Annotated in this window: 19 protein-coding genes and 2 riboswitches; of the genes, 6 read left to right on the forward strand and 13 right to left on the reverse strand. The window is 62.6% G+C overall.

What is annotated here, in order from left to right:
- Positions 1 to 147: 147 nt before the first annotated feature.
- From zapE to HZ99_RS04080, 7 genes are read right to left on the reverse strand one after another with little or no spacing between them, the layout of a single operon-like run.
- Positions 148 to 1,254: a cell division protein ZapE gene (gene zapE, locus HZ99_RS04050; protein ID WP_038441512.1), complete on the reverse strand. Its 1,107-nt coding sequence runs from the start codon at positions 1,252 to 1,254 to the stop codon at positions 148 to 150.
- Entirely contained in the window at positions 1,251 to 3,908 is a 2,658-nt protein-coding gene (pepN, locus tag HZ99_RS04055) for an aminopeptidase N (protein ID WP_038441513.1), read from the reverse strand. Before pepN ends, zapE begins: the two co-directional genes overlap by 4 nt.
- A gap of 13 nt (positions 3,909 to 3,921) precedes the next feature.
- On the reverse strand, positions 3,922 to 4,752 hold the full coding sequence (locus HZ99_RS04060) for a DUF2797 domain-containing protein (protein WP_038441514.1): 831 nt from the start codon (positions 4,750 to 4,752) through the stop codon (positions 3,922 to 3,924).
- Entirely contained in the window at positions 4,749 to 5,009 is a 261-nt protein-coding gene (locus HZ99_RS04065) for a YeaC family protein (protein ID WP_029291449.1), read from the reverse strand. Before HZ99_RS04065 ends, HZ99_RS04060 begins: the two co-directional genes overlap by 4 nt.
- A gap of 30 nt (positions 5,010 to 5,039) precedes the next feature.
- The gene (locus HZ99_RS04070) at positions 5,040 to 5,909 is read right to left on the reverse strand and encodes a rhomboid family intramembrane serine protease (protein ID WP_038441515.1); all 870 of its coding nucleotides are present in this window, start codon (positions 5,907 to 5,909) and stop codon (positions 5,040 to 5,042) included.
- Entirely contained in the window at positions 5,906 to 6,880 is a 975-nt protein-coding gene (locus HZ99_RS04075; protein WP_162473194.1) for a metallophosphoesterase, read from the reverse strand. The genes HZ99_RS04070 and HZ99_RS04075 overlap by 4 nt, the downstream gene beginning before the upstream one ends.
- Positions 6,877 to 7,767, reverse strand: coding sequence for an NAD(+) kinase (locus tag HZ99_RS04080; protein WP_010210870.1), 891 nt, complete (start codon positions 7,765 to 7,767; stop codon positions 6,877 to 6,879). Before HZ99_RS04080 ends, HZ99_RS04075 begins: the two co-directional genes overlap by 4 nt.
- A 154-nt stretch (positions 7,768 to 7,921) precedes the next feature.
- Between HZ99_RS04080 and HZ99_RS04085 the strand changes: the two genes are divergently transcribed.
- Positions 7,922 to 8,869 (forward strand): DUF1853 family protein, encoded by a 948-nt coding sequence (locus HZ99_RS04085; RefSeq protein ID WP_038441517.1) that lies wholly within the window; start codon positions 7,922 to 7,924, stop codon positions 8,867 to 8,869.
- Between the two features lie 112 nt (positions 8,870 to 8,981).
- Here HZ99_RS04085 and HZ99_RS04090 read toward each other — a convergent pair whose 3' ends face one another.
- The 4 genes from HZ99_RS04090 to cobW are packed head-to-tail and all read right to left on the reverse strand — an operon-like array spanning position 8,982 to position 15,462.
- Positions 8,982 to 9,584: a vWA domain-containing protein gene (locus HZ99_RS04090; RefSeq protein WP_038441518.1), complete on the reverse strand. Its 603-nt coding sequence runs from the start codon at positions 9,582 to 9,584 to the stop codon at positions 8,982 to 8,984.
- Positions 9,585 to 9,637: 53 nt separating this feature from the next.
- Positions 9,638 to 10,636 (reverse strand): ATP-binding protein, encoded by a 999-nt coding sequence (locus HZ99_RS04095; RefSeq protein ID WP_038441519.1) that lies wholly within the window; start codon positions 10,634 to 10,636, stop codon positions 9,638 to 9,640.
- Entirely contained in the window at positions 10,636 to 14,397 is a 3,762-nt protein-coding gene (gene cobN, locus HZ99_RS04100; RefSeq protein WP_038441520.1) for a cobaltochelatase subunit CobN, read from the reverse strand. Before cobN ends, HZ99_RS04095 begins: the two co-directional genes overlap by 1 nt.
- 3 nt (positions 14,398 to 14,400) lie before the next feature.
- Positions 14,401 to 15,462, reverse strand: a complete 1,062-nt coding sequence (gene cobW / locus HZ99_RS04105; RefSeq protein WP_038441521.1) for a cobalamin biosynthesis protein CobW — start codon at positions 15,460 to 15,462, stop codon at positions 14,401 to 14,403.
- A gap of 92 nt (positions 15,463 to 15,554) precedes the next feature.
- Positions 15,555 to 15,757: riboswitch (cobalamin riboswitch) on the reverse strand.
- Between the two features lie 72 nt (positions 15,758 to 15,829).
- Positions 15,830 to 16,035, forward strand: a riboswitch (cobalamin riboswitch).
- Positions 16,036 to 16,131: 96 nt separating this feature from the next.
- Between cobW and HZ99_RS04110 the strand changes: the two genes are divergently transcribed.
- From HZ99_RS04110 to cobM, 4 genes are all read left to right on the forward strand, one after another.
- Positions 16,132 to 16,320: a CbtB domain-containing protein gene (locus tag HZ99_RS04110; protein WP_027606475.1), complete on the forward strand. Its 189-nt coding sequence runs from the start codon at positions 16,132 to 16,134 to the stop codon at positions 16,318 to 16,320.
- 11 nt (positions 16,321 to 16,331) lie between these two features.
- Positions 16,332 to 17,033, forward strand: a complete 702-nt coding sequence (locus tag HZ99_RS04115; RefSeq protein ID WP_038441522.1) for a CbtA family protein — start codon at positions 16,332 to 16,334, stop codon at positions 17,031 to 17,033.
- Entirely contained in the window at positions 17,030 to 17,422 is a 393-nt protein-coding gene (locus tag HZ99_RS04120; protein WP_038441523.1) for a cobalamin biosynthesis protein, read from the forward strand. Before HZ99_RS04115 ends, HZ99_RS04120 begins: the two co-directional genes overlap by 4 nt.
- Positions 17,423 to 17,491: 69 nt before the next feature.
- Positions 17,492 to 18,238: a precorrin-4 C(11)-methyltransferase gene (cobM, locus tag HZ99_RS04125; RefSeq protein WP_038441524.1), complete on the forward strand. Its 747-nt coding sequence runs from the start codon at positions 17,492 to 17,494 to the stop codon at positions 18,236 to 18,238.
- A 173-nt stretch (positions 18,239 to 18,411) separates the two neighbouring features.
- Here cobM and nfuA read toward each other — a convergent pair whose 3' ends face one another.
- Positions 18,412 to 18,996, reverse strand: a complete 585-nt coding sequence (nfuA, locus tag HZ99_RS04130; RefSeq protein WP_003190728.1) for a Fe-S biogenesis protein NfuA — start codon at positions 18,994 to 18,996, stop codon at positions 18,412 to 18,414.
- A 164-nt stretch (positions 18,997 to 19,160) separates the two neighbouring features.
- A complete protein-coding gene (locus HZ99_RS04135) occupies positions 19,161 to 21,467 on the reverse strand; it encodes a fatty acid cis/trans isomerase (RefSeq protein ID WP_038441525.1) in 2,307 nt (768 codons plus the stop codon).
- Positions 21,468 to 21,632: 165 nt separating this feature from the next.
- Here HZ99_RS04135 and metH point away from each other — a divergent pair, with 165 nt between their 5' ends.
- A complete protein-coding gene (gene metH, locus HZ99_RS04140; protein ID WP_038441526.1) occupies positions 21,633 to 25,343 on the forward strand; it encodes a methionine synthase in 3,711 nt (1,236 codons plus the stop codon).
- Positions 25,344 to 25,390: the final 47 nt, after the last annotated feature.

Below are 25,390 nucleotides of genomic sequence, written 5' to 3' on the forward strand. Positions count from 1 at the left end.
TTCCTCGATAGCAGCTAGGCAGGGATCACGTCCCCGCAAAAACTCGATTGTAAGCGGGCTGTAGGTCATAGATGAAGGAGATTAACTACATGATGGTGCATGAAAGTGCGATCAGGTTTTGGGGCGACAAAAGATGGCTCAAGGCCATTATTTACCAAAGCGCTGTAGCTGCATTTCTTGCAGGCGACTGAGGGTCCGTCGGAATGCAAACTCCAGGTAACCCTCGGTATAAAGCAAGACCAAGGGCACCTTGGCTTCGATGTACAACGGTACTTTGCGGTCGTAACACTCATCGACCAGCGCAATAAAACGTCGCACGCTGTCGTCGTGCACCGACAATTGCGGCAACTCACGATCCCCCGCATCCACGCGCTGGGCACCGTCTTCGGTGCCGCGGGCAATACGACCGGGACGCTGCTGAGCACTCAAGCCAGGGACTTCGCCGAGCAATATGGCGCTATAGCGATCACATAACTGCATGAAATCCATGGCCGCCAGCGGCTGCTCACACAAATCGGCATAGCGGCACCACAGCACCGTTTCGCAGGATTGCACCGTGGCAATACTGCGCGACCCCACGACAACCGGCACCGTGCTACAGGCTTGCCCCGCGCTTAAACGCTCAAATACCTGCGCCAGTGCCTGTGGCTCATCTACCCAGTAGCGCTGCTCAACGGTCCCCGGATGCAAGCGGTGATCTTCGCTCCCTGCTACCGCCACCACCTGCATATGGGCCTTGATCGCCTCGATGGCCGGCATGAAACGTTCGCGGTTGAAACCGTCGGCATACAACTGCTCCGGCGGCTGGTTGGACGTGCAGACCATCACCACCCCTTCGTCGAACATCACCTGGAACAGGCGTCCGAGGATGATCGCGTCACCGATGTCATTGACGAACAGTTCGTCGAAACACAACACCCGCACGTCCCCGGCCATTTCACGGGCCAGGGCCTGCAAAGGGTCGGGGGTGCCGGTCAACTGGAACAAGCGCTGGTGTACCCAGCCCATGAAGTGATGAAAGTGCTGGCGCCGCGCAGGCACCCGCACGCTCTGGTAGAACTGATCCATCAGCCAGGTCTTGCCTCGCCCCACCGGCCCCCAGAGATAAACCCCGATGACCGGCGCCGAGCCGGCTTGGTGCAACGCCTGATGGCATGCCTGCAATGCATCGACCGCCTGGCGTTGTGCCTCGTCTGCCACAAAACCATTGGCCAGGGCCTGCTGGTAGGCGGCCAGTGGGGAGTCAGCCGTCATGCGAGGCTTTTGCTGACCACCTCGAACACATCACTGGACAGCTCGCCCGAACCCCGGATGCGCTCCAGCTCAGCCTTCATCAGCGCCTGGCGGGCGCTGTCGTATTTGCGCCAGCGGGTCAGCGGCGCCAGCTGCCGCGAGGCGATCTGCGGATTGAAGGCATTGAGCTCGATGACCAAATCAGCCAGGAAGCGATAGCCCGAGCCATCGGCGGCGTGGAAGTTGATCAGGTTCTGCCCGGCGAAGGCGCCGACCAGTGCCCGCACCTTGTTCGGGTTCTTGATAGTGAACGCCGGGTGCCGCATCAGTGCCTTGACCCGTGCCAGCCCGCCCGGCAATACGCTAGCGGCCTGGACGCTGAACCATTGGTCCATGACCAGTGGGTTGTCCTTGAAGTTCTCGGCAAACACTTGCAGGGCCTTGGCCTTCTCGGCGTCGAACGGCGAGTTGACCAGTACCGCCAATGCCGTCAGACGCTCGGTCATGTTGTCGCACGCATCGAACTGCTCCAGCGTCGCAGCCAGCACCTCAGGCTTGCCGCTGAGCATCAGGTACGACAGCGCGATGTTCTGCAGGGCGCGGCGGGCAAAGTGCTCGGCCGACGCCACGTAAGGCGTGTTGCGCGACAAGTCGCGATTGGCCTGATAACGCAACCACAGGCCCTCGAACAGGTTGTCGGCCAACTGCTTGCGGGCAAACTCGCGGGCGGCGTGGATCGCGTCGACGTCAGCCACTTCGCTGATTTCGGTAAGGTAGGCCTCGCCCGGCAACGACAACATTTCGGCGACCATGGCCTGGTCCAGGCTTTCGTCGCTCAACACGCTGCGCAATGCGTTGACCAACCGCTGATCCAACACCAGGGCCTGGCCCTGCTGGTGCTGGCCGATCAGGTCCTGCAACACCTGCACCGCCAACTGCTGGCCCGCCTCCCAGCGATTGAAACCGTCGCTGTCGTGCTGCATCAGGAACATCAACTGATCACGGCTGTAGGGAAAGCTGAGCTTCACCGGCGCGGAGAAACCACGCAGCAGCGACGGCAAGGGCTGTTCGGCGATATCGACGAAGGTGAATGTCTGCTCGGCTTCAGTCACCGACAACACCCGCGAGGTACCCGACGCGGCGGCTTCACCGGCCAGGCGCAGCGGCAGGTCGGCGCCGTTGCCATCCAGCAGGCCCAGGGCCACAGGAATCACGAACGGCAGTTTTTCCACGTTGTCCGGGGTTTGCGGGCAGCTCTGGCGCAAGGTCAGGCTGTAGGTTTTGGCTGCGGCGTCGTAGGACTCGCTCACCGCAAGGCGTGGCGTACCGGCCTGGCTGTACCAGCGCTTGAACTGGGTCAGGTCGGCGCCGTTGGCATCTTCCATGGCCTTGATAAAGTCGTCGCAGGTCACGGCCTGGCCGTCGTGGCGCTCAAAGTACAGGTCACTGCCTTTACGGAAGCCATCAGCGCCAAGCAAGGTATGGATCATGCCGACCACTTCCGAGCCTTTTTCGTACACGGTCAGGGTGTAGAAGTTGGAAATCTCGATAAAGCTGTCCGGGCGCACGGCATGGGCCATGGGGCCCGCATCTTCGGCGAACTGGTGGGTGCGCAGGTAAGCCACGTCCTGGATACGCTTGACGGTGGCCGAGTTCATGTCGGCGGAGAAGTGCGAATCGCGAAATACCGTGAAGCCTTCCTTGAGCGACAGCTGGAACCAGTCGCGGCAGGTCACGCGGTTGCCCGACCAGTTGTGGAAGTATTCATGGGCAACGATGGCTTCGACCCGCTGGTGCGCGGCGTCGGTCGCGGTCTCGGCGCGGGCCAGCACGGCACTGGAGTTGAAGATATTCAGGCCCTTGTTTTCCATGGCCCCCATATTGAAGTCGTTGACGGCAACGATCATGAAGATATCCAGGTCGTATTCGCGACCGTAGACCTCTTCATCCCAGCGCATGGACTTCTTCAGGCTGTTCATGGCGTGCTGGCACTTGTCGATGTTTTCCGGCTCGACATAGATCCGCAGCGCGACGGTGCGCTGGCTCATGGTGGTAAAGGTGTCTTCGACACACCACAGGTCACCGGCCACCAGGGCGAACAGGTAGGCTGGCTTCTTGAACGGGTCTTCCCAGGTCGCCCAGTGCCGGCCGTCTTCGCCGGGGCCGCTGGCAATCGGGTTGCCGTTGGACAACAGCACTGGATAGCTGTGCTGCTCGGCGATCACCGTGGTGGTGAACACGCTCATCACGTCCGGGCGATCCAGGTAGTAGGTGATCTTGCGAAACCCTTCGGCCTCGCACTGGGTGCAGAACATGCCGCTGGACTTGTACAGGCCTTCCAGGGCGGTGTTGGTTTCCGGGTGGATGCGCACCGTGGTGTCGACGGTGAAGCTGTCACGGGTCGGCTGCACCGTCAGGTGGCTGTCGCTCAACTGGTAATCGCTGGCGCTCAGCTCCTGGTCGCCCAGGGCCACGCTCAGCAATTCCAGTTGCTGGCCGTCCAGCACCAGCGGCGGAAGGCCGGCACCGCACTCGGGGTTGCGGCGCATCACCAGCTGCGCGTGGACCAGGCTATGGTCCTCGAACAACTCGAAGGTCAGGTGGGTCTCGTCGATCAGGTACTCGGGCGCCTGATAATCCTTCAGGTAAATCATCTTCGGTTGTTCGGTGCGCATGCGTGAAATCCTTCTACTGATGCACGGCGAGCTGGTAGGCCGTGTATTTACGAATATTGATGACGCCGGTATCGAAGATCAGGTATTGGCCCTTGACCCCCAGCAGCGTGCCTTCGGCAATCGGGTTCTTGTCCAGGTTGAAGCTGACGATCTTGGCCGGATATTGCGCCACCGGGTAACGGATTTCGAGGGGTTCGATATCCGTTACCGGTTGGATGGCCTGTAGGCCAAAGCGTTCCTGCAATTGCAGCAGACCGTCGGCGCAGGAGACGAACAGCTCGTCACGCACCTGCTTGAGGTCCACCGCCGCCGCATCCCCCTTGAGCAAAGCGCGCCAGTTGGTCTTGTCAGCCACCTGGCTGCGCAACACATCCTCGACGAAGCCTGATTGCTGGCGCGTGGCCACACGCATGATCGGCAAGGCCTGGCTAGCGCCCTGGTCCAGCCAGCGCGTGGGCAACTGGGTCGCGCGGGTGATGCCGACCTTGATCCCCGACGAGTTCGCCAGGTACACCACATGGTCGGTCATGCAGAATTTTTCGCCCCAGGCCGGTTCGCGGCAGGTGCCGGCATCGAAATGGCAGCGTTCGGGGCTCATGATGCACAGGTCGCACTGGGCCAGCTTGGTCATGCACGGGTAGCAATAGCCCTGGCTGAAGCTGGTCTTGGTCTTGCGTCCGCAGTGGGTGCAGTGGATCGCACCGAGGTATTCCAGGCGCACATGAGTGCCAATCAACGGGTTGACCGGCACCTCGGTATCGCCCAGGCGAAAAGCGTATTGAACGGTCGGCGAACCCAGTTGCGCCGACATCTTGCTGACTGCACCACGGCCAATCTCAATCAATGGATGGCATCCGACTTGAACAGGATATTTTCCACCGGGGTCGACTTCGATTGGCACTCCTGCGGGCCCATATAGCCAGTGCGCTGGTCTTCCGGCAGGTTTTGCAGCTCCCAGGCGATCATCGCCTGCAACGACAGTTCACGCTGTTCGGCAGTGAGCTTGCGGCCATCGGACCATTTGCCGATTTCCACGGCGAGCTTGAGGCTTTGATAGATATCCGGGGTGATGTTTTCGATCATTTCAGCAAAAGAGGACATAAGACTCTTCCTTCAATAATGGGCAGAGATTCAAGCGTTACGTTTATGGCGGCTGTACAACCCGCCGAGCAACCCGGTGATGCAACCGGCCACCAGGCCGCCAACATGGGCCGCATTGGCGATTTCGCCGAAGCCGATCATCGAGACCAGGCCCGACAGGCACAACACCAGCCACACCAGCATCATCACCAACACGCCGCGCGGCAGGCGATAGGCCGGGTTCGGCGCGAGCATCTGGTAGATCCAGCAATGACCCAGCAGGCCGTACAGCACGCCGGACAAACCGCCAAACAGGCCCGGCCCGCCAAAGGTGTATTGCGCGAAGTTGGAAGCCAGGCTGAACAGTAACGTCAGGCCCAGCAGGTTGATGCTGCCCTGGCGCGCCTCGATACGCCGCCCCAGCTCCCAGTACCACATGCCATTCATCGCCAGGTGGAGGATGCCGAAGTGGATCAGCATCGGCGTCACCAGGCGCCACCACTGCCCCGCCGCCAGGCTATCGGCCAGAGGGGTGAAGTACAGGTATTCACCGGCCACCCGGAAGTTCAGGAACGTCAGCCAGCTCATCGCTTGCAGGTTGTCGCCCAGCATCGTGACGGCGCCGACGATCAGGCTCAGCAGCAACACACCGGCAGTCAATGGGCTGTGGCGCAATTGCTGGAGGAAACCGGGACGCGCAGTCACCTGCTCGCGGGGAATATCCAGTTGCTGGTCCGGGTCGCCGGCGGGGAATCGCTGATACAGGCTGCGCACGTCCTCGCTGATCGCGTCCGGCACCCAGAGCACCTGTTCGCCGGCCTCTTCACTGACGCGATGAGGCACCTGCATGCGTTGCAACAGCTTGACGAAGCCGCCCAGGTCCACACTCAGGGGCAAACGCAATACCGCAACGGTACTCATGAAATCACCTCGGGGCGCTCGACATCGACCCAGACGAACTTGTTCGGATCAAGGCGCGTTTCCTGGTCCAGGCGGTACGCCACCAACTTGCCGTACAGCACAGCACTGTAGTCCAGGCAGGCCAGGTTCGAGCGGATCGGCGCCGGTTTGCCGCTGCGCCAGTAATGGCCGACGAACAGCAACGGCTCGTCGACGCCATAACGCAGCAGGGAGTTCTTCTCGCTTGACGACAAAGGCGTGCGCGCCACCGGGTCGGGCAAGGCATCGGGCTGGAACACGATATCGCCGTAGGTTTTCGGGTCATCTTCCCAGAATTTGGTGCGAAAGAACGAGCGGGTCAGGCCATCGCCACCGGTCAGCGTCAACCCGTCCGGCAGGCGCATGTCGGTGCCGCGCAGCAGGCGGTCGAAGGCATTGCAGGCGAAACTGCCCGGCACCGCAGCCGCCTGCAGGAAGTGCTCGTCGATACAGCCGTCCGGGAATTGCCGGCGCAGAGGCTCGATCAGCCCACCGTCCCAGCAGGCGTGCACCACCCGGAAACGCCCGGCGTCGACAAACAACGGCATGTCATAGAACCAACCGAGGAAGTCGTGCCAGTCGCCCGGGTGATGCTCGAATTGGGTCAGGGTCTCGTGGATCAGCCGTGCGTGGCGTGGCGAATGCTCACGCACGTACTGCTTGCCGCTGCCCGGCGGCGCGAGGGTGCTCCAGCCCAGGGCGTTGAACTCATGGTTGCCCATGATGCACAGGGCCTGGCCGGCTTCGGCCATGTCATGGACGATATGCAGCGCCTCGCGAATACGTGGCCCACGGTCGATGATATCGCCCAGGAACACCGCCATGCGTGAAGGATGGCGCCAGGTGCCGCCCTGCTTGTGGTAACCCATCTGGTCGAGCAGGTGCTCAAGGGTGTGAGCGCAACCGTGCACGTCACCGATCAGGTCGTAGCTACGCGCGGGATCGAGCATCAGTCGCCTCCACCCCCCAAGCGGCTGCCCCAGCCCAGCTTGGTGCGGCACACTTCGTAGTAGTTGTGGTCCAGCGGGTGGATCAACCGCAGCTTTTGCGCCTTTTTGCTCACGGTGATGGTGTCACCGGGGGCGCAGGTAAAGTGGTTCTGCCCGTCACAGGAGACTTGCGGGTAGATCTGCATGTCTTTGGAGACCACGATTTTCAGCTCACTGTTGCCATCGACCACAATCGGCCGGCTCGACAACATATGGGGGTACATCGGCACGATCACAATGGCGTCGAGCTTGGGATGCATGATCGGCCCGCCGGCAGACAGTGCGTAGGCCGTGGACCCGGTGGGCGTGGCGACGATCAGGCCGTCGGCCTTCTGGCTGCAGACGAACTGACCGTCGATATACAGCTCGAACTCGATCATCCGCGTCGACTTGCCAGGGTGCAGCACCACGTCGTTGAGGGCATCGCCCTGGCCGATGGCTTCGCCATGGCGGCGCACTTCGGCTTGCAGCAGGAAGCGGTTTTCCACCAGGTAATGGCCGTCCAGCACCTTGGCCACTTCGACTTCCAGGTCATCAGGACGGATATCGGTGAGGAACCCCAGGCTGCCCCGGTTGATCCCCAGCACCGGCACGTTATGCCGCGCCAGGGCACGGGCCGCGCCGAGCAGGCTGCCGTCGCCACCGACCACGATCACCATGTCACACACTTCACCGAGCATTTTGCGCGACGAGGTCTGCAGGCCGTGGCCCGGCAGAATCTCCGCGATGGTGTCTTCGAGGATCACATGCAGGTGGCGCTCAAGCAGAAACTTTTTCAGCCGGCGGACCGTGTCCAGAACCTGGGTACTGCCCAGGCGACCGATGATGCCGATATTGCGAAATTGCTCCATGGGGCTCCTGCGGGGTTTGGGTCTGGCAAAAAGAACGATTATGGGCGAAAGGCCGCTTTAGACAAAATCCTTTGTCGCCGCAAGGCCCAGACGACAACGGTTCTCAACGCCCGACACCGTCACGCGGCGAGTAGGAAACAGCTATGCTCGGAGCATGAATCCGTTTCCCGACCTGCACCACTTGCCCCGTCAGCTGCGCCATCCCGAGGTGCGGGATCTGGCGTGGGTGATCCTCGCCCCGCCGATGCTGCAACAAACACCCTGGCCGCAACGTCACCCCCTGGCCGGCAGCGAGTGGGTGCAGCAGCCTGCCGCACTGGCAAAGTGGCTCCGGCAGCTGGATCAGGACAGCACTGCCCTGCAGCATTGGCTGAGCCTGGCGCGCACCCGGCGCCTGGGCCTGTATTACGAACGCCTGTGGCAATTTGCCGTGCAACACGCTCCCGGCGTGGAGCTGCTGGCGGCCAACCTGCCGATCCGCCAGGCCGGGCACACCCTGGGCGAGTTGGACATGCTGCTGCGCGACCGTGACGGCGTGCACCACCTGGAGCTGGCGATCAAGCTTTACCTGGGCCCGCAAGATGGCAACGGCCGTGATACCGCGCAATGGCTGGGCCCAGGTTGCCACGACCGCCTGGATCGCAAGTTGGCCCATCTGGCTGACCATCAACTGCCCATCTCGGCCAGAGAGCAAAGCCGGGAGGTGCTGGCGGCGTTGGATATCCAACAGTTCGACGCCCATCTGTGGCTGGGCGGTTACTTGCTGTACCCCTGGCCCGCAGAGGCTGATCCGCCCCTTGGCGCCCATCCCCAGCATTTGCGCGGGCGCTGGTTGCATCAGCGTGACTGGCCGGACTTTATCCGCAACAGTCCCGCCGGCCGCTGGCAACCCCTGCCCCGGCATGCCTGGCTCGCGCCCGCGCACTACCCGGCAGAAGACGTGTGGAGTGAAGAACAGATGCAGCGCTGGCTCGCCGACCTTGACCCGATGGCGCCGGCGCAATTATTGGTGCGCATGATTCAGAACGGCGCAGAGTGGGAGGAAGCCGAGCGGCTGTTTCTGGTGGCGGATCTTTGGCCGAATGTGCCAGGGGCAGGTTGATATATCTGGGGGCGGTTGAGGGCCTCATCGCCGGCATGCCGGCTCCTACAGTTGACCGAGCACATCCATTACTGTGGGAGCTGGCTTGCCAGCGATAGCGCCAGGCACAGCACTACAAACTATCAATATGCCAATAATCCACCCGCAACCCGACAGCCAGCTCCCGCGCCCGACCCAAGCGGATCGGCCCACGCTCAATATCCACCAGCAAGCCCTGGCACTCCAACAATGGCAGTGCGCCGATGTCTTTCAACCGGCCATCGGTAATCACCAATAACCGCTGCTGTTCAGCCGGATACCGCTTGCGCCGTGCCACCAGCCAATCCCCAGCCGCGATCAAGGCCGCCAGCAACGGTGTTCCTCCGCCCGCGCCCAGCCCATCCAACCAACGCCCCAGGTCTTTCACCGCTTTCAAGCCTTGGACCTGCCAGCTCGGCACCTGCCCGCTGGCCGTCAGCAGCGCCATGCGCGCGCGCTGTCGATAGGCGTCGTCGAACACCTGTGCCAGCAAGCCCTTGGCATCGCTCAACGCCTGATGCCGCCGCGTGGAGGCTGACGCATCGACAATCACCAGCCACAACTCATGGGCCGAACGGCTGCGCAGGTGGAAGCGCAAGTCTTCACGGGATTGCGGCCTCCCCCCCAACAAGGTACCCGGCCAGTTGACCGAGCCCTGCTGCGCGCTGCGCGACTGGCCCTGGCGGCCTCTGTCCAGTCGCCCCGCCTTGGGACGGGCATCCGCCCCCTTATCAGTTCGGGGGCGGATGCCTAGGGCTTTTTTGGCCAGGCAGGCACTTCCCGGCGAGCGCCCATGGGCAATGCAGGTGCGGGCATTTCACCCCACTGACCTTGGCCTGACGAGTTGCCTGAAGGCTGGGGCGCCTGGCCCTGATCGGGCGTGCTCGCAGGCGAGGATTGCGCCTGGCGACGATGGCGCAGGGCAAACTCGGCCACGGCCTCTATATCTTCCTCAGCGATGGCCGCAGCCCCCCGCCACGCCGCATGGGCCCGCGCCCCGCGCAACCACACCAGGTCGGCGCGCAGGCCATCGACGCCAGCGGCAAAGCAGCGCTCGGTAATCTGCGCCAAGGCCTGGTCATCCAGGGCGATGCTGTCCAGGCGTGTGCGGGCCTGGGTGCAACGCTCGCGCAACGCCGCCTGCTGGTCGGCCCACTGTGCACAAAAGGCGGCAGGGTCGCTGTCGAAATCCAGGCGCCGGCGAATGATCTGCCCACGCTCGGCCGGCACCGTCTGCCCGCTCAGCGCCACATTGAAACCGAAGCGATCCAGCAACTGCGGGCGCAACTCGCCTTCTTCCGGGTTCATCGTACCGATCAGCACAAAACGCGCCGAGTGCCGGTGGGAAATACCATCGCGCTCGATCAGGTTAGTGCCGCTGGCGGCCACGTCGAGCAACAGGTCCACCAGGTGATCGGGCAGCAGGTTGACTTCATCCACGTACAACACACCGCCGTCAGCCTTGGCCAGCACGCCCGGGGAGAACTGCGCGCGACCTTCGGCCAGGGCGGCGTCCAGGTCCAGGGTGCCTACCAGGCGCTCTTCGGTGGCGCCCAGGGGCAAGGTGACAAACTGCCCGCTGACCAACAGGTCCGCCAAGCCACGGGCCAGGGTGGACTTGGCCATGCCACGGGGGCCTTCGATCAGCACGCCGCCGATTTTCGGGTCGATGGCGGTCAGGCACAGCGCCAGCTTCAGGTCGTCGGCGCCGACCACAGCCGACAAGGGAAAATGGGAGGTGTCAGTCATCAGCTGTCTTCTTCTATGTCCAACAACAGGTTTTCCAATGCCTCGCGATACGCCCCCGGTTCCTGCCACATGCCCCGCTGCTGGGCTTCCAGCAGGCGTTCGGTCATGTCGCGCAGGGCACCAGGGTTGTGCTGTTGCACAAACGCCCGGGTATCGGGGTCGAGCAGGTAGGCATCGGCCAGCAAGGCGTATTGATGATCGTCGATCAGCGCGGTAGTGGCGTCAAAGGCAAACAGATTGTCCACCGTTGCCGCCATCTCGAATGCGCCTTTATAGCCGTGGCGCTTGACCCCCTCGATCCACTTGGGATTGGCCGCTCGGGAACGGATTACCCGGCTGAGTTCCTCCTTCAGCGTGCGGATTTTCGGCAGGTCCGGCTGGCTGTGATCGCCATGATAACTGGCCGCCTTGGCGCCACTGAGGGTTTCCACGGCGGCAAGCATACCGCCCTGGAATTGATAGTAGTCATTGGAGTCGAGCAGGTCGTGCTCGCGATTGTCCTGGTTCTGCAGCACGGCCTGCACCTGGCCCAGGCGCTGGGCGAACTGTTCACGGGCGGCGGTGCCTTCGTCAGCACCGCCATAGGCGTAGCCGCCCCAATTGAGGTAGACCTCGGCCAGGTCCTCGCGGTTTTGCCAGAGGCGCCCGTCAATGGCGCCCTGCACGCCCGCACCATAGGCACCTGGCTTGGCGCCGAAAATGCGCCAGCCGGCTTGCCTGGCCGCGGTCTCTTCATCCAGGCCAGACTCAAGCAGCGCGTCGCGCTCGCTGCGCACCTTGGCCGCCAGTGGGTTCATGTCGTCCGGTTCTTCCAGTGCCGCCACCGCCTGCACTGCAGCATCAAACAGGCGGATCAGGTTGGCGAAGGCATCGCGAAAGAACCCGGACACCCGCAGCGTCACGTCAACTCGCGGGCGGTCCAGCACGCTGATGGGCAGGATTTCAAAGTCATCCACGCGCTGGCTGCCCGTGGCCCACACCGGCCGCACGCCCATCAGCGCCATGGCCTGGGCGATATCGTCACCGCCGGTGCGCATGGTTGCGGTGCCCCACACCGAAAGCCCGAGTTGACGCAGATGGTCGCCATGGTCCTGCAGGTGCCGCTCAAGCATCAGGTTCGCGGACTGAAAGCCAATACGCCACGCAGTTGTGGTGGGCAGGTTGCGCACGTCGACGGTGAAGAAATTACGCCCGGTCGGCAGCACATCGAGGCGCCCGCGGCTCGGCGCACCACTGGGCCCCGCCGGCACGAAACGACCGCCCAGGGCATCCAGCAAGCCGCGCATTTCCGCCGGCCCGCAGGCGTCCAGGCGTGGCGCGACAACGATGCGCAGGCTTTCGATCACGGACTTCACCTCTTCCCAGCCGGGCTCCTCAAGCTGTTCGAGCGGCCCTTCCAGCGCCTGCTCGATCAACCGCGCCGCATACAGCTCCAGGCGCTCACGGGTATCGCCAGCGGTGCGCCACAACTGCCCGTCGATCTTCTGCAGCATCTCAGGGCGGCGCCCGGTCCAGGGCTCGGCCAGGGCACAGTCCAGCGGGTCAAAGCCCAGCTCGAAGGCCTTGGCCAACACCCGCAACAGACTCGATTGCGGGCCTCGCCCGTCGCCACGCGGAATGCGCAGCAGGGCCAACAAGGTGTCGATACGCAGACGGCCTTCGGGCGACTCGCCAAACACATGCAGGCCGTCGCGGATCTGCGACTCCTTCAAGTCGCACAGGTAAGTGTCCAGCCGCGGCAACCAGACGGCTGCGTCGGCGTCGTTATCCAGTTCGAGCTCTTGATCGATGCGGGTTTCGCGCACCAGCTTGAGGATGTCCTTTTGCAGCTCCAGGGCGCGTCGCGGGTCGAGCAACTGCGCCTCGTAGTATTCGTCTGCCAACAACTCCAGGTTGCGCAGCGGGCCATAGGTCTCGGCACGGGTCAGCGGCGGCATCAAATGGTCGATGATCACCGCCTGGGTGCGGCGCTTGGCCTGGGCGCCCTCGCCCGGGTCATTGACGATAAACGGATAGATATTGGGCAGCGGCCCCAGTAGCGCGTCGGGCCAGCAGTTCTCGGACAGCCCGACGCCCTTGCCCGGCAGCCATTCCAGATTGCCGTGCTTGCCGACATGGATCACGCCATGGGCGCCATAGGTGTGGCGCAGCCAGAAATAGAACGCCAGGTAAGCGTGGGGCGGCACCAGATCCGGGTCGTGGTAGACCGCGCTGGCATCCACCTGATAACCCCGCGCCGGCTGGATGCCGATAAAGGTCAGGCCCAGGCGCAAGCCTGCGATCATCATGCGCCCGTCACGGCACATCGGATCGTTATGGGGCGTGCCCCAGCGCTCTAACACGGCCTGGCGGTTGGCCTCGGGCAAACGATTGAACAGCGCCTGGTAATCGTCCAGGCCCAGGCTTTGATGACAGGGGCGCAGGTCGAGGCTGTCGAGGTCGTTGCTCACGCCACCGAGCAGGTCGTGGATCAATGCGGTGCCGCTGCCCGGCAACACCGGCGGCAGCGGATAACCCTCGGCTTGCAGGGCACGCAGGATGTTCAAGGCGGCGGCCGGGGTATCCAGGCCCACACCATTGCCGATGCGCCCATCGCGAGTCGGGTAATTGGCAAGGATCAGCGCGATGCGTTTATCGGTATTCGGCAGCCGCGCCAGTTCGACCCAGCGGCGTGCCAGCCGAGCCACAAAATCCATGCGCTCGGGGGCCGCGCGGTAGCACACCACGTCCGACTGACTGCGCTCGCTGCGCCAGGCCAGGTCCTTGAAGCTGATCGGGCGGCTGATGATGCGCCCGTCCAGCTCCGGCAACGCGATGTGCATAGCCAGGTCGCGGGGGCCGAGGCCTTGTTCGCTGGCTTCCCAGCCGGGCTGGTTGTCCTGGGCGCAGATGGCCTGGATCACCGGGATGTTGCGGCGAAACGGCCGCAGATGGGGCGCTTCGGGGCTGGATTGGGCAAAGCCGGTGGTGTTGAGAATCACCGCCGCCTTGACTTCATCCAACAGGTCCTCGACCACCGTCAGGCAGCCGGGCTCTTTCAAACTGGCCACTGCCATTGGCAACGGGTTGAGGCCCGCCGCCTGTAAGCGCTGGCAGAACACATCTATAAAAGCGGTATTGGCCGCCTGCAAGTGCGAGCGATAGAACAGCACCGCCGCCACCGGCCATTCGGCGTTCCAATCTGCCTGCCAGTCGTTGAGGCGGGCATTGGCTGTGCGGGGGTGATAAATCGCTGTGCGCGGCAGCGTCTGCGGCTCGGCCCACGGGTAATCGCGGTTCAGGTAGCTACTGGCCAGGCAATGATAGAAATCCAGTGCATTCCCCAGGCCACCCTGGCGCAGGAAGTGCCACAGGCGCTCGCGCGCCGGCGCACTCACGGTACTCAGGTTGCTGAGCTCAGGATCGGGACGGTCATCCCCCGGCACCAGAATCAACTGCACGCCCTGCCCGGCCAACTCCACCAGGCGCTGGATACCGTAGCGCCAATAGCCGATGCCGCCATGCAGGGATATCAGGATGACCTTGGCGTGACGCAGCACTGCGTCCACATACAGGTCCACCGAGGCATGGTTCTGCACCTGCATCGGGTTGGCCAGGCGCAGGCTCGGGTAGTCGTCGGGCAGTTGCTGGGCCGCTTCGGCCAACAGCGCCAGGCTGGAATCACCGCTGCACAGGATCACCAACTCGGCGGGGGTTTGTCCAAGGTCGGCGATATTGTCGTCGGAGACGAAACCGCCGGGCTGGGTCCTGAGCAGATGCATGGGTTAAACGCTGAGGGCAGCGCGCAATTGCGCTTCGAGGCCTGCGGCATCCAGGTCCTGGCCGATCAGCACCAGGCGCGTGATACGAACCTCGTCGGCGCCCCAGGCGCGGTCAAAGTGCTTGTCGAAGCGGGTACCCACGCCCTGGATCAGCAGGCGCATCGGCTTGCCGGGGATCGCGGCGAAGCCTTTGACCCGCAGGATGCCGTGCTGCACCACCAATTGCGTGAGGGCGTCGAGCAACAGTGCTTCATCCGCCTGGGGCAGGTCGATGGAAATCGAATCAAACGCATCATGGTCGTGATCATCTTCACCTTCGTGGTGATGATCGTGGTGGCTATGGCGCCCGTCGATATGTTCCTCGGAGCCAGCGCCCAGGCCAATCAGTACGTCCAGAGGCAGGCGACCGCTGCTGGCTTCGACGATTTTTACCGCAGGCGGCAGTTCTTCGGCGACTTCCAGGCGCACGCGGGCCAGGTCTTCGGCGCTGATCAGGTCAGTTTTGTTGAGGATCACCAGGTCGGCACTGGCCAGTTGATCGGCGAACAGCTCATGCAGCGGCGATTCGTGATCCAGGTTCGGGTCAAGCTTGCGCTGGGCATCGACCTGGTCCGGGAATGCGGCAAAGGTGCCGGCAGCCACGGCTGGGCTGTCGACTACGGTGATCACCGCGTCTACCGTGCAGGCGCTGCGGATTTCCGGCCATTGGAAGGCCTGGACCAGTGGCTTGGGCAGTGCCAGGCCGGAGGTTTCGATGAGGATATGGTCAAGGTCGCCACGGCGCGCAACCAGCTCACGCATCACCGGGAAGAACTCTTCCTGGACGGTGCAGCACAGGCAGCCGTTGGCCAGCTCGTAGACACGACCGTTGGCCTCCTCTTCGGTGCAACCGATGGAGCACTGCTTGAGGATCTCGCCGTCGATACCCAGCTCGCCGAATTCGTTGACGATCACAGCAATGCGGCGGCCCTGGGCGTTATCCAGCATATGGCGCAGCAAGGTGGTTTTGCCCGAACCGAGAAAGCCGGTGACGATAGTGACGGGGAGTTTGGCCAGTGTTTTCATCGGATACCCTTTGGGGCGGGCATACGGGACGACTGGCCCTGCGGCGGTGCGCAGGCGCTGGATTCGTCACCGGATCACCCCGCCCGGTTGAATTGGAAAATCGGTGGCGAGGCAGGTCTCCTGGCTTGGGGTTTGCCGGCCTTGCGGCTGGCGCTGGCTGCGCCTTCCCGACCGGTACAGGCAGTGGCGTGGCAGTCAGACAAACCCTTTACAGTTGCGGGGGCAGCCGCGGCATCGACCGCGTTCCCTTCTTAGCTTCGGCCTGGGCCGAAGAACCTCGAACGTGCAAGGCTACGCAGTGCCAGAGAGCGGGTCAATTGAAAAGCGGTCGCCGCCTGGATTGACGGCCATCCCGCGGCCATGCTCTCCTACACATCTTGTTTCAGGTGCCCTTCACAGGGTGAAACGGGAAACCGGTGACTCATGCCTGCATGACAGTCCGGTGCTGCCCCCGCAACGGTAAGCGAGCGAAGCGTCACAGCCACTGTGCTTTTGCATGGGAAGGCGATGCTTTCAGGACTCGGAAGAGCCCCCTCGCAAGCCCGGAGACCGGCCCGAAAAAATCAGATAACAAACCCGCGGTGGGCGGGCGCTGTTCAGAACCCTGCGTGCCTGGCTCGCGGGGTTTTCATGCGCTCGTTTCACCCTGCCACTCGAAAGGGACGTGCCATGTCGATCATCAGCAGCACCTCACACACCGCTAGCAGCTCCGCCACCTTGAGCCAACGCCTGACCGCCGCCATCGGGGCATCGATCCTCGGTGCGTGCCTGGTGTATTTCGCCGGGTTCTCCCATATCGAGGCGGTGCACAACGCCGCTCACGATACGCGCCACAGCGCTGCCTTCCCGTGCCATTGAGACCTGCCGCCATGATCAAGCGAATTGCGCAAACCGCAGGTTTCAGCGGCCTGCTGGCCGCCCTGCTGCTGACGCTGCTGCAAAGTTTCTGGGTAGCCCCGCTGATTCTGCAGGCGGAAACCTTCGAAAACGCTCCGGCAGCGACCCAGGGGCATGAGCATGCGGCTGGCGCTGCGGCCCACAGCCATGACGCCGAAGCCTGGGAACCGGAAGATGGCTGGCAGCGCGTGTTGTCCACCACCGGCGGTAACCTGGTGGTCGCCGTAGGGTTTGCGCTGATGCTCGCCGGCCTGTACACCCTGCGCGCGCCAACCCGCACCGCCCAGGGCTTGCTCTGGGGCCTGGCCGGCTATGCCACCTTTGTATTGGCGCCGACCCTGGGCCTGCCGCCGGAACTGCCCGGTACCGCTGCGGCGGACCTGGCGCAACGGCAGATCTGGTGGATCGGTACGGCAGCGTCCACCGCCGCTGGCATTGCGCTGATCGTGTTTGGCCGCAACTGGCTGCTGAAGTTCCTTGGCGTGGCGATCCTGGCGGTGCCCCATGTCATTGGGGCGCCACAACCGGAAGTTCATTCGATGCTGGCCCCCGAAGCATTGGAAGCACAATTCAAGATCGCCTCGCAGCTGACCAACGTCGCGTTCTGGCTGGCTTTGGGGCTGATCAGCGCCTGGTTGTTTCGCCGCAATCGTGACGACCAATACGCGGCATGATTCTGACTGTCGGCCTGGGTTGTCAGCGTGGTTGTGAGGTTGAGGCCTTGCTGGAACTGTTCAACAGTGCGCTGGCCGAGGCCGGTATCGACCCCAGCCAAATCAGCGCATTGGCAAGTATTACTCACAAGTGCGATGAGCCAGGCATAGTCGCCCTGGCCAACGCCTTGAACCTGCCATTGCAGTGCTTTGATGTACAACAACTGCGGCCTTACGAAGGACGATTGAGCCACAGGTCGGCTGTGGTTTTCGCCCATACAGGGTGCTACGGCATCGCCGAAAGTGCCGCTTTGGCATTGGCAGAACAGCTCGCCAATACCCCTGCCCGACTGCTGATCACCCGCAAAAAAGCCGCCAGGGTCACGTTTGCATTGGCCTGCGCCGGCTAAAGTCCGATAATTGCCCCTCTCGATCATGAGCCGTACTCATGCTCGCCCGCTTTTCCACAGGATTTTTCCATGACTGTCTTCTTCATCGGCGCTGGCCCCGGCGACCCGGAACTGATCACCGTCAAGGGCCAGCGCCTAATCCGCAGTTGCCCGGTGATCATCTACGCAGGCTCCCTGGTGCCGGCTGCCGTACTCGAAGGGCATCGGGCCGAGCAGGTGGTCAACAGCGCCGAGCTGAACCTGGAGCAGATCATTGGCTTGATCAAGGTCGCCCATGAGAAAGGCCAGGACGTGGCGCGGGTCCATTCCGGTGATCCGAGCCTGTATGGGGCGATTGGCGAGCAAATCCGTCATTTGCGCGAGCTGGGGATCCCCTTCCAGATCATTCCCGGCGTTACCGCAGTCGCCGCTTGTGCCGCGCTGCTGGAGACCGAGTTGACCCTGCCGGATATCGCCCAAAGCGTGATCCTGACCCGTTATGCGGACAAAACCACGATGCCGGCCGGTGAAGCCTTCGCCAGCCTGGCCAGCCATGGCACGACCATGGCGGTGCACCTGGGGGTCAATCATCTGGAGAGAATCGTCGCCGAGTTGCTACCGCACTATGGCGCGGATTGCCCGATCGCCGTGGTGCATCGCGCGACGTGGCCGGATCAGGATTGGGCCATTGGCACCTTGGCGGATATTGTCGAAAAGGTTGCCGCGAAGGGGTTCAGGCGCACTGCGCTGATTGTGGTGGGCCGGGTCCTGGCCAATGATAGCTTCAGCGAATCCTCGCTGTACCGTGCAGGCCATGCCCACCTCTATCGCCCCTGACAGCACGCCGATCAACAGGTAGGAGCTGGCTTGCCAGCGATGGCGGTGTATCAGCCTCTGGATATGTCGCCTGACACACAGCTATCGCTGGCAAGCCAGCTCCTACGTAGATATGCGTTGTATGAATAAAAAACGGCGCTCACGGGGCGCCGTTTTTATTTGCAGCGAACGCTCTAGTAGTAGGCGTTTTCTTTCTGCGTATGGTCAGTCACATCACGTACGCCCTTGAGCTCGGGGATGCGCTCAAGCAAGGTGCGCTCGATGCCTTCGCGCAAGGTCACGTCCGCCTGGCCGCAACCCTGGCAACCGCCGCCGAACTTGAGCACGGCGATGCCATCATCCACCACGTCGATCAGGCTGACCTGGCCGCCATGGCTGGCCAGGCCCGGGTTGATCTCGGTCTGCAAGTAGTAGTTGATGCGTTCGTTGACCGGGCTGTCAGCATTGACGTTCGGCACCTTGGCATTGGGCGCCTTGATGGTCAGCTGGCCACCCATGCGGTCAGTGGCGTAATCGACTACGGCATCGTCCAGGAAGGCTTCGCTGAAGGCGTCGATGTACGCGGTGAAGCTCTTGAGCCCCAGCGCGGTGTCTTCAGGCTTCTCTTCCCCCGGCTTGCAGTAGGCAATGCACGTCTCTGCGTACTGGGTGCCAGGCTGGGTAATGAAGACGCGGATGCCGATGCCCGGGGTGTTCTGCTTGGACAGCAGGTCAGCCAGGTAATCGTGGGCGGCGTCGGTAATGGTTATGGCAGTCATGGGAACTCCTCACAGGCTTGCTGGCAGTTTACGCCAATCGCCTCGGCGGCACAAAGTCCTAGTATTTTTGTCAGGCAAATGCCTTTGTGGGAGCCGGCTTGTCGGCGATGGTGTCCTCAAGGACCTCATCGCCGGCAAGCCGGCTCCCACAGGGGGCGTATCTATCAGAGGTTTTCGTAGCGGTTCATATCCAGCACACCCTCTTCCACCGGCGTGGTTTCGTGGAGGTACTGCGACAAATCGTGGAAGTACTCCCAGAACTGCGGGTGACTGCGACGAATGCCCCAGCGCTCGACAATCCGCTCAAAACGCTTGGCGTCCCTGGCCAGCTCCATGTCCTCGACGAACTCCGCCACATCCTCGGCCGGCACGTTGAAGATGAAGTTGGGGTAACTGCTGAGCACGCCCGGGTAGATCGTCAAGGTATCCAGGCCCGGCTGATAGCGATAGGCCTCGCCCAGCATAAAGGCCACGTTACTGTGGGCACGGTTGCGCAGCAGGCTGTACACCTCGCGTTTACCGCTGCGGGTCTGGATGCGCAGCAGGGTGGCTTCCGGCAATTGTTCGATCACCTTGAGCCCGGCCGCCGGCCTGGAAGTCAGGCGGCTGAGCGTCTGCTCGGCGTCGCGCAGTTGCGGATCGATACCGGGACGCGAGCAATAGGCGCCAACACAACGGTTGATCGGGTCCGGGCTGGCGTTCAGGTCGCCATAGCGGGCCAGCAGTTGCTTGGCGAAATCGCGTTTCGGGTCCTGGGGGTCAAGCTTCAGGCCGGTGGGTTTGTCGTTGTCGATGGCTTCATAGTCCAGCCACAGCTTGACCTTGCCGCTGTTCTGGTACCAGTCATCGAGGTATCCGTCCCGCGAATCAGCCGGCATCAGGCGCAGGAAGTTCTGTTCGGCGCCGTTGCGGATCAGGTCGAAATACAAGCGGGTCTGCGCCTGGTGCGAGACATTGCCGAACACATCGAAATTGACCGCCAACTGGTAATAGGTGCGCTCCAGCAACGGGTAATCGAACAGCCACATCGTCTGCGGCACTTCGCCAATCAGGCCTTTGGTCACCGAGGCGCTGTCGAAGTGGCGGAAGATGCTGAGCAAGGCGTTGTCATTGCCCTCCCACAGGCTGGACCAGCCAGGCGCCGGCAAGTCCGCGTAGTTGTCACGGCGCAAGGCCTCGTATTCATTGCGCTTGTCGCGATAGGCCAGCCACAGGCTCAACACACTGCCCACGTCATCGTTCTGCCCCGGCATCGCCAGCAACGGCGTGGCCTGGCCACGATAACGGGCATCGGTGATGTAAAGGTCGTGGTCCGGGTCCTGGAACAGCGTCCAGAAGTTGTCGCGGATCACGTCCGTAGCAATCTGCCCCCGGCACACCGGCCCACGAATAAAGGTGCGCACGAAGTATTCGGCGTTATCCAGCATGAACTGGTAGCGCGCCTTGGCCGGGATGGCCTCGAAGGTCTCGAACGGGTTGGCTCGGCGGCCAGGGCCGTAGCCCGGCAGCGCCATGACCTGCCAGTCACCGCTGTAGAACAGCGACTTGACCCGTGCCATCTTCGCCGCGCTGAACGGGTAGGTAATGTGGGTCTTGTGCACGATCACCCCTTGTACCGGCCACAAGCGGTAGTACACCTGGGTGCCAGGATCGTCATTAGGGCGACGGGTGTTGATCAGGTCGATTGGCTGACCGCTGGGCGTGCGCGAGCGCACCCACTGGAAATAATGCCCCGGCTCACCACCTTCAAAATAGATATGGGCGAGGAACAGATGCTCGAACAACCAGCGCGCCACCAGGCTTTCCCGGGCACCGGGCTGGTTCAGCAGGTTTTCCCATTGCTGTACCTGCAAGGCTTCCTGGGCGCTGGGTGCCAGGCCTTGCTGGTCAATCGGCGCACCGGAGGCCAGCCAGCGCTGCAAGGTCTGGTACTGCTGGTCGGTCAGGCCGGTAACCGCCAGGGGCATGCCTTCTTTGGGGTGCGCACCGGCGTAGGCATCGAACTCTCCCGGCAGTGGGCACATGTTCTCGCGGTTCAGGCCCAACACAATCTCATCGGGCAGCTTGGCATTGGGCACCAGTGGGGTTTTATGGCCCAACTCCAGCATCCGTGCCATCAGCGCGGCCTGGGTGCCCTGGGCATCCAGCACCGAGGCAAACCCCTGGCGTTGCCAGGCGGCCTTGCCAAAGGCGTCATAAAACAGCCGGGTCGGCTGCGACGCCTGGCTGCGTTCACCGTCATACACCGGCACCTTGCTCGCCCCGCGTGCCGCGCCCTCGCCACTGCCCAGGTTGAGTTGGCAGGCGGAGTCGTAGCAGGCATGGCAGGCCACGCATTTCTCAGTGAAGATCGGTTGAACATCGCGGGTATAGGAAATCGCCGGGGTGGGGCCATTTGCCGGTAATGGATTTGCCTGCGCAATACAGGCGACCACTGCCAGGACGGCAGTGGTGATGAGGCGAAGTGACATGTATCCGATCTCGATTCAATGCATGCGCTGAAAAATTGCGCTGATTCTACCGATGTCGGCACCCCACCAACATGAGCGATATTCATGCAAAACCTGGAGATGCTCTAAAAGCGCACAGGTTTGTTATGATCCACGCCCTCCGTAATGCCTGATTAGAGTAGTCCCATGTCCGATCGTAGCACTCGCCTGCAAGCCCTCCAGCAAGCCCTCAAGGAACGCATCCTGATCCTCGATGGTGGCATGGGCACGATGATCCAGAGCTACAAGCTGGAGGAAGAAGACTACCGTGGCAAACGCTTCGCCGACTGGCCAAGTGACGTCAAGGGCAATAACGACCTGTTGATCCTGACCCGCCCGGACGTGATCGGCGGGATCGAGAAGGCCTACCTGGATGCCGGTGCCGATATCCTCGAAACCAACACCTTCAACGCCACCCAAGTGTCCCAGGCCGACTACGGTATGGAGGCGCTGGCTTACGAACTGAACCTGGAAGGCGCGCGCCTGGCCCGCCGGGTCGCCGACGCCAAGACCCTCGAAACCCCGGACAAGCCGCGCTTCGTCGCCGGCGTACTGGGCCCGACCAGCCGCACCTGCTCGCTGTCGCCAGACGTGAACAACCCCGGCTACCGCAACGTCACCTTCGATGAGCTGGTGGAGAACTACACCGAGGCCACCCAAGGCCTGATCGAAGGCGGTGCGGACATGATCCTCATCGAAACCATCTTCGATACCCTCAACGCCAAGGCCGCGATCTTTGCCGTGCAGGGCGTGTACGAAGCACTGGGCGTCGAATTGCCGATCATGATTTCAGGCACCATTACCGACGCCTCCGGTCGCACCCTGTCGGGCCAGACCACCGAAGCATTCTGGAACTCCATCAGCCACGCCAAGCCGATTTCCGTGGGCTTGAACTGCGCCCTGGGAGCCCGCGAGCTGCGGCCGTACCTGGAAGAACTGTCGAACAAGGCCGACACCTACGTTTCTGCGCACCCCAACGCCGGCCTGCCCAACGAGTTCGGCGAGTACGACGAGCTGCCATCGCAAACCGCCAAGGTCATTGAGGAGTTCGCCCAGAGCGGCTTCCTCAATATCGTCGGCGGCTGCTGCGGCACCACGCCGGGACATATCGAAGCCATTGCCAAGGCCGTGGCCGGCTACGCCCCGCGCCCGATCCCTGACATTCCCAAGGCCTGCCGCCTGTCGGGCCTTGAGCCGTTCACCATTGATCGCCAGTCGCTGTTCGTCAACGTCGGCGAACGCACCAATATTACCGGCTCGGCCAAGTTCGCCCGGCTGATCCGCGAGGACAATTACACCGAAGCCCTGGAAGTCGCCCTGCAGCAGGTGGAAGCCGGCGCCCAGGTGATCGATATCAACATGGATGAGGGCATGCTCGATTCGAAGAAGGCCATGGTGACCTTCCTCAATCTGATTGCCGGCGAGCCGGATATCTCCCGCGTACCGATCATGATCGACTCCTCCAAGTGGGAAGTGATCGAGGCCGGCCTCAAATGCATCCAGGGCAAGGGCATCGTCAACTCCATCAGCATGAAAGAGGGTGTCGAGCAGTTCATCCATCACGCCAAGCTGTGCAAGCGCTACGGCGCGGCAGTGGTGGTGATGGCATTCGACGAAGCCGGCCAGGCCGATACCGAGGCGCGCAAGAAAGAGATCTGCAAGCGTTCCTACGACATCCTGGTCAATGAAGTGGGCTTCCCGCCGCAAGACATCATCTTCGACCCGAACATCTTCGCCGTGGCCACCGGTATCGAAGAGCACAACAACTACGCCGTCGACTTCATCAACGCCTGTGCCTATATCCGCGACGAACTGCCATACGCGCTGACCTCCGGTGGCGTGTCCAACGTGTCGTTCTCGTTCCGCGGCAACAATCCGGTACGCGAGGCGATCCACTCGGTGTTCCTGCTGCATGCGATCCGCAACGGCCTGACCATGGGCATCGTCAACGCCGGCCAGTTGGAGATCTACGACCAGATCCCCGCCGAGCTGCGCGACGCCGTGGAAGATGTGGTACTCAACCGCACCCCGGAAGGCACTGATGCCCTGCTTGCCATCGCCGACAAGTACAAGGGCGACGGCAGCGTCAAGGAAGCCGAGACCGAAGAATGGCGTGGCTGGGAAGTCAACAAGCGCCTGGAACATGCGCTGGTCAAGGGCATCACCACCCATATCGTCGAAGATACCGAAGAGTCCAGGCAGTCGTTCGCGCGCCCGATCGAGGTGATCGAAGGCCCGCTGATGTCTGGCATGAACATCGTTGGCGACCTGTTTGGCGCTGGCAAAATGTTCCTGCCCCAGGTGGTGAAGTCTGCCCGGGTGATGAAGCAGGCCGTGGCCCACTTGATCCCGTTCATCGAGCTGGAAAAAGGCGACAAGCCGCAAGCCAAGGGCAAGATCCTCATGGCCACGGTCAAAGGCGACGTGCACGATATCGGCAAGAACATTGTCGGCGTGGTGCTCGGTTGCAACGGCTACGACATTGTCGACCTGGGCGTAATGGTCCCGGCCGAGAAGATCCTGCAGGTGGCCAAGGAGCAGAAGTGCGACATTATCGGCCTGTCCGGGCTGATCACGCCGTCCCTGGACGAAATGGTGCATGTGGCCCGCGAGATGCAGCGCCAGGACTTCCACCTGCCGCTGATGATCGGTGGTGCTACGACCTCCAAGGCCCATACGGCGGTGAAGATCGAGCCCAAGTACAGCAACGATGCCGTGATCTACGTGACCGATGCCTCGCGTGCGGTGGGCGTGGCCACCCAGTTGCTGTCCAAGGAGCTGAAGGCCGGTTTTGTCGAGAAAACGCGCCTGGAATACATCGACGTGCGGGAACGCACCTCGAACCGCAGCGCCCGCACCGAGCGCCTGAGCTACGCCGCGGCCATCGCCAAGAAACCGCAGTTCGACTGGAGCACCTACACCCCGGTCAAGCCGACGTTTACCGGGGCCAAGGTACTGGACAACATCGACCTCAAGGTGCTGGCCGAGTACATCGACTGGACACCGTTCTTTATCTCCTGGGACCTGGCCGGCAAGTTCCCGCGCATCCTCACCGATGAGGTGGTGGGTGAAGCGGCGACCGCGCTGTATGCCGATGCCCAGGAAATGCTCAAGAAGTTGATCGATGAGAAACTTATCAGTGCCCGCGCGGTGTTCGGTTTCTGGCCGACCAACCAGGTGCAGGAGGATGACCTGGAAGTCTACGGTGACGATGGCCAGCCGATTGCCAAGCTGCATCACCTGCGCCAGCAGATCATCAAGACCGATGGCAAGCCGAACTTCTCCCTGGCCGACTTTGTTGCGCCCAAGGACAGCGGCGTGACCGACTACATCGGTGGTTTTATCACCACCGCCGGCATCGGCGCCGAAGAAGTGGCCAAGGCCTACCAGGACGCTGGCGACGACTACAACTCGATCATGGTCAAGGCCCTGGCCGACCGCCTGGCCGAGGCCTGTGCCGAATGGCTGCACCAGCAAGTACGTAAAGACTACTGGGGGTATGCCAAGGACGAAGAGCTGGACAACGAAGCACTGATCAAGGAGCAGTACAGCGGTATCCGCCCTGCCCCCGGCTACCCGGCGTGCCCGGATCACACCGAGAAGGCCCAGTTGTTCCAGTTGCTGGACCCCGAGGCCCGCGAAATGCACGCCGGGCGCAGCGGCGTGTTCCTCACCGAACACTACGCGATGTTCCCGGCGGCAGCGGTCAGCGGCTGGTACTTCGCCCACCCGCAGGCGCAGTACTTTGCCGTAGGCAAGATCGACAAGGACCAAGTGACGAGCTACACCGCCCGCAAAGACCAGGACCTGGCCGTGACCGAACGCTGGTTGGCGCCCAACCTGGGTTACGACAACTGAGGGCTCCTACAGGGGGGCTCACCAGGGCACGGAATCCTGGACCCGCC

It is taken from the genome of Pseudomonas fluorescens, assembly GCF_000730425.1.
GTDB classification, from domain to species: Bacteria; Pseudomonadota; Gammaproteobacteria; order Pseudomonadales; family Pseudomonadaceae; genus Aquipseudomonas; species Aquipseudomonas fluorescens_X.

What these genes read in the sequence shown, in the direction of transcription:
- HZ99_RS04095 (WP_038441519.1), bottom strand. Translation starts at nt 10,636, where the DNA reads ATGACTGACACCTCCCATTTTCCCTTGTCGGCTGTGGTCGGCGCCGAC.
- cobM (WP_038441524.1), top strand. Translation starts at nt 17,492, where the DNA reads ATGACTGTCTTCTTCATCGGCGCTGGCCCCGGCGACCCGGAACTGATC.
- HZ99_RS04080 (WP_010210870.1), bottom strand. Translation starts at nt 7,767, where the DNA reads ATGGAGCAATTTCGCAATATCGGCATCATCGGTCGCCTGGGCAGTACC.
- pepN (WP_038441513.1), bottom strand. Translation starts at nt 3,908, where the DNA reads ATGCGCACCGAACAACCGAAGATGATTTACCTGAAGGATTATCAGGCG.
- HZ99_RS04110 (WP_027606475.1), top strand. Translation starts at nt 16,132, where the DNA reads ATGTCGATCATCAGCAGCACCTCACACACCGCTAGCAGCTCCGCCACC.
- HZ99_RS04070 (WP_038441515.1), bottom strand. Translation starts at nt 5,909, where the DNA reads ATGAGTACCGTTGCGGTATTGCGTTTGCCCCTGAGTGTGGACCTGGGC.
- zapE (WP_038441512.1), bottom strand. Translation starts at nt 1,254, where the DNA reads ATGACGGCTGACTCCCCACTGGCCGCCTACCAGCAGGCCCTGGCCAAT.
- HZ99_RS04120 (WP_038441523.1), top strand. Translation starts at nt 17,030, where the DNA reads ATGATTCTGACTGTCGGCCTGGGTTGTCAGCGTGGTTGTGAGGTTGAG.
- cobN (WP_038441520.1), bottom strand. Translation starts at nt 14,397, where the DNA reads ATGCATCTGCTCAGGACCCAGCCCGGCGGTTTCGTCTCCGACGACAAT.
- HZ99_RS04085 (WP_038441517.1), top strand. Translation starts at nt 7,922, where the DNA reads ATGAATCCGTTTCCCGACCTGCACCACTTGCCCCGTCAGCTGCGCCAT.
- HZ99_RS04115 (WP_038441522.1), top strand. Translation starts at nt 16,332, where the DNA reads ATGATCAAGCGAATTGCGCAAACCGCAGGTTTCAGCGGCCTGCTGGCC.
- cobW (WP_038441521.1), bottom strand. Translation starts at nt 15,462, where the DNA reads ATGAAAACACTGGCCAAACTCCCCGTCACTATCGTCACCGGCTTTCTC.
- metH (WP_038441526.1), top strand. Translation starts at nt 21,633, where the DNA reads ATGTCCGATCGTAGCACTCGCCTGCAAGCCCTCCAGCAAGCCCTCAAG.
- HZ99_RS04065 (WP_029291449.1), bottom strand. Translation starts at nt 5,009, where the DNA reads ATGTCCTCTTTTGCTGAAATGATCGAAAACATCACCCCGGATATCTAT.
- HZ99_RS04135 (WP_038441525.1), bottom strand. Translation starts at nt 21,467, where the DNA reads ATGTCACTTCGCCTCATCACCACTGCCGTCCTGGCAGTGGTCGCCTGT.
- nfuA (WP_003190728.1), bottom strand. Translation starts at nt 18,996, where the DNA reads ATGACTGCCATAACCATTACCGACGCCGCCCACGATTACCTGGCTGAC.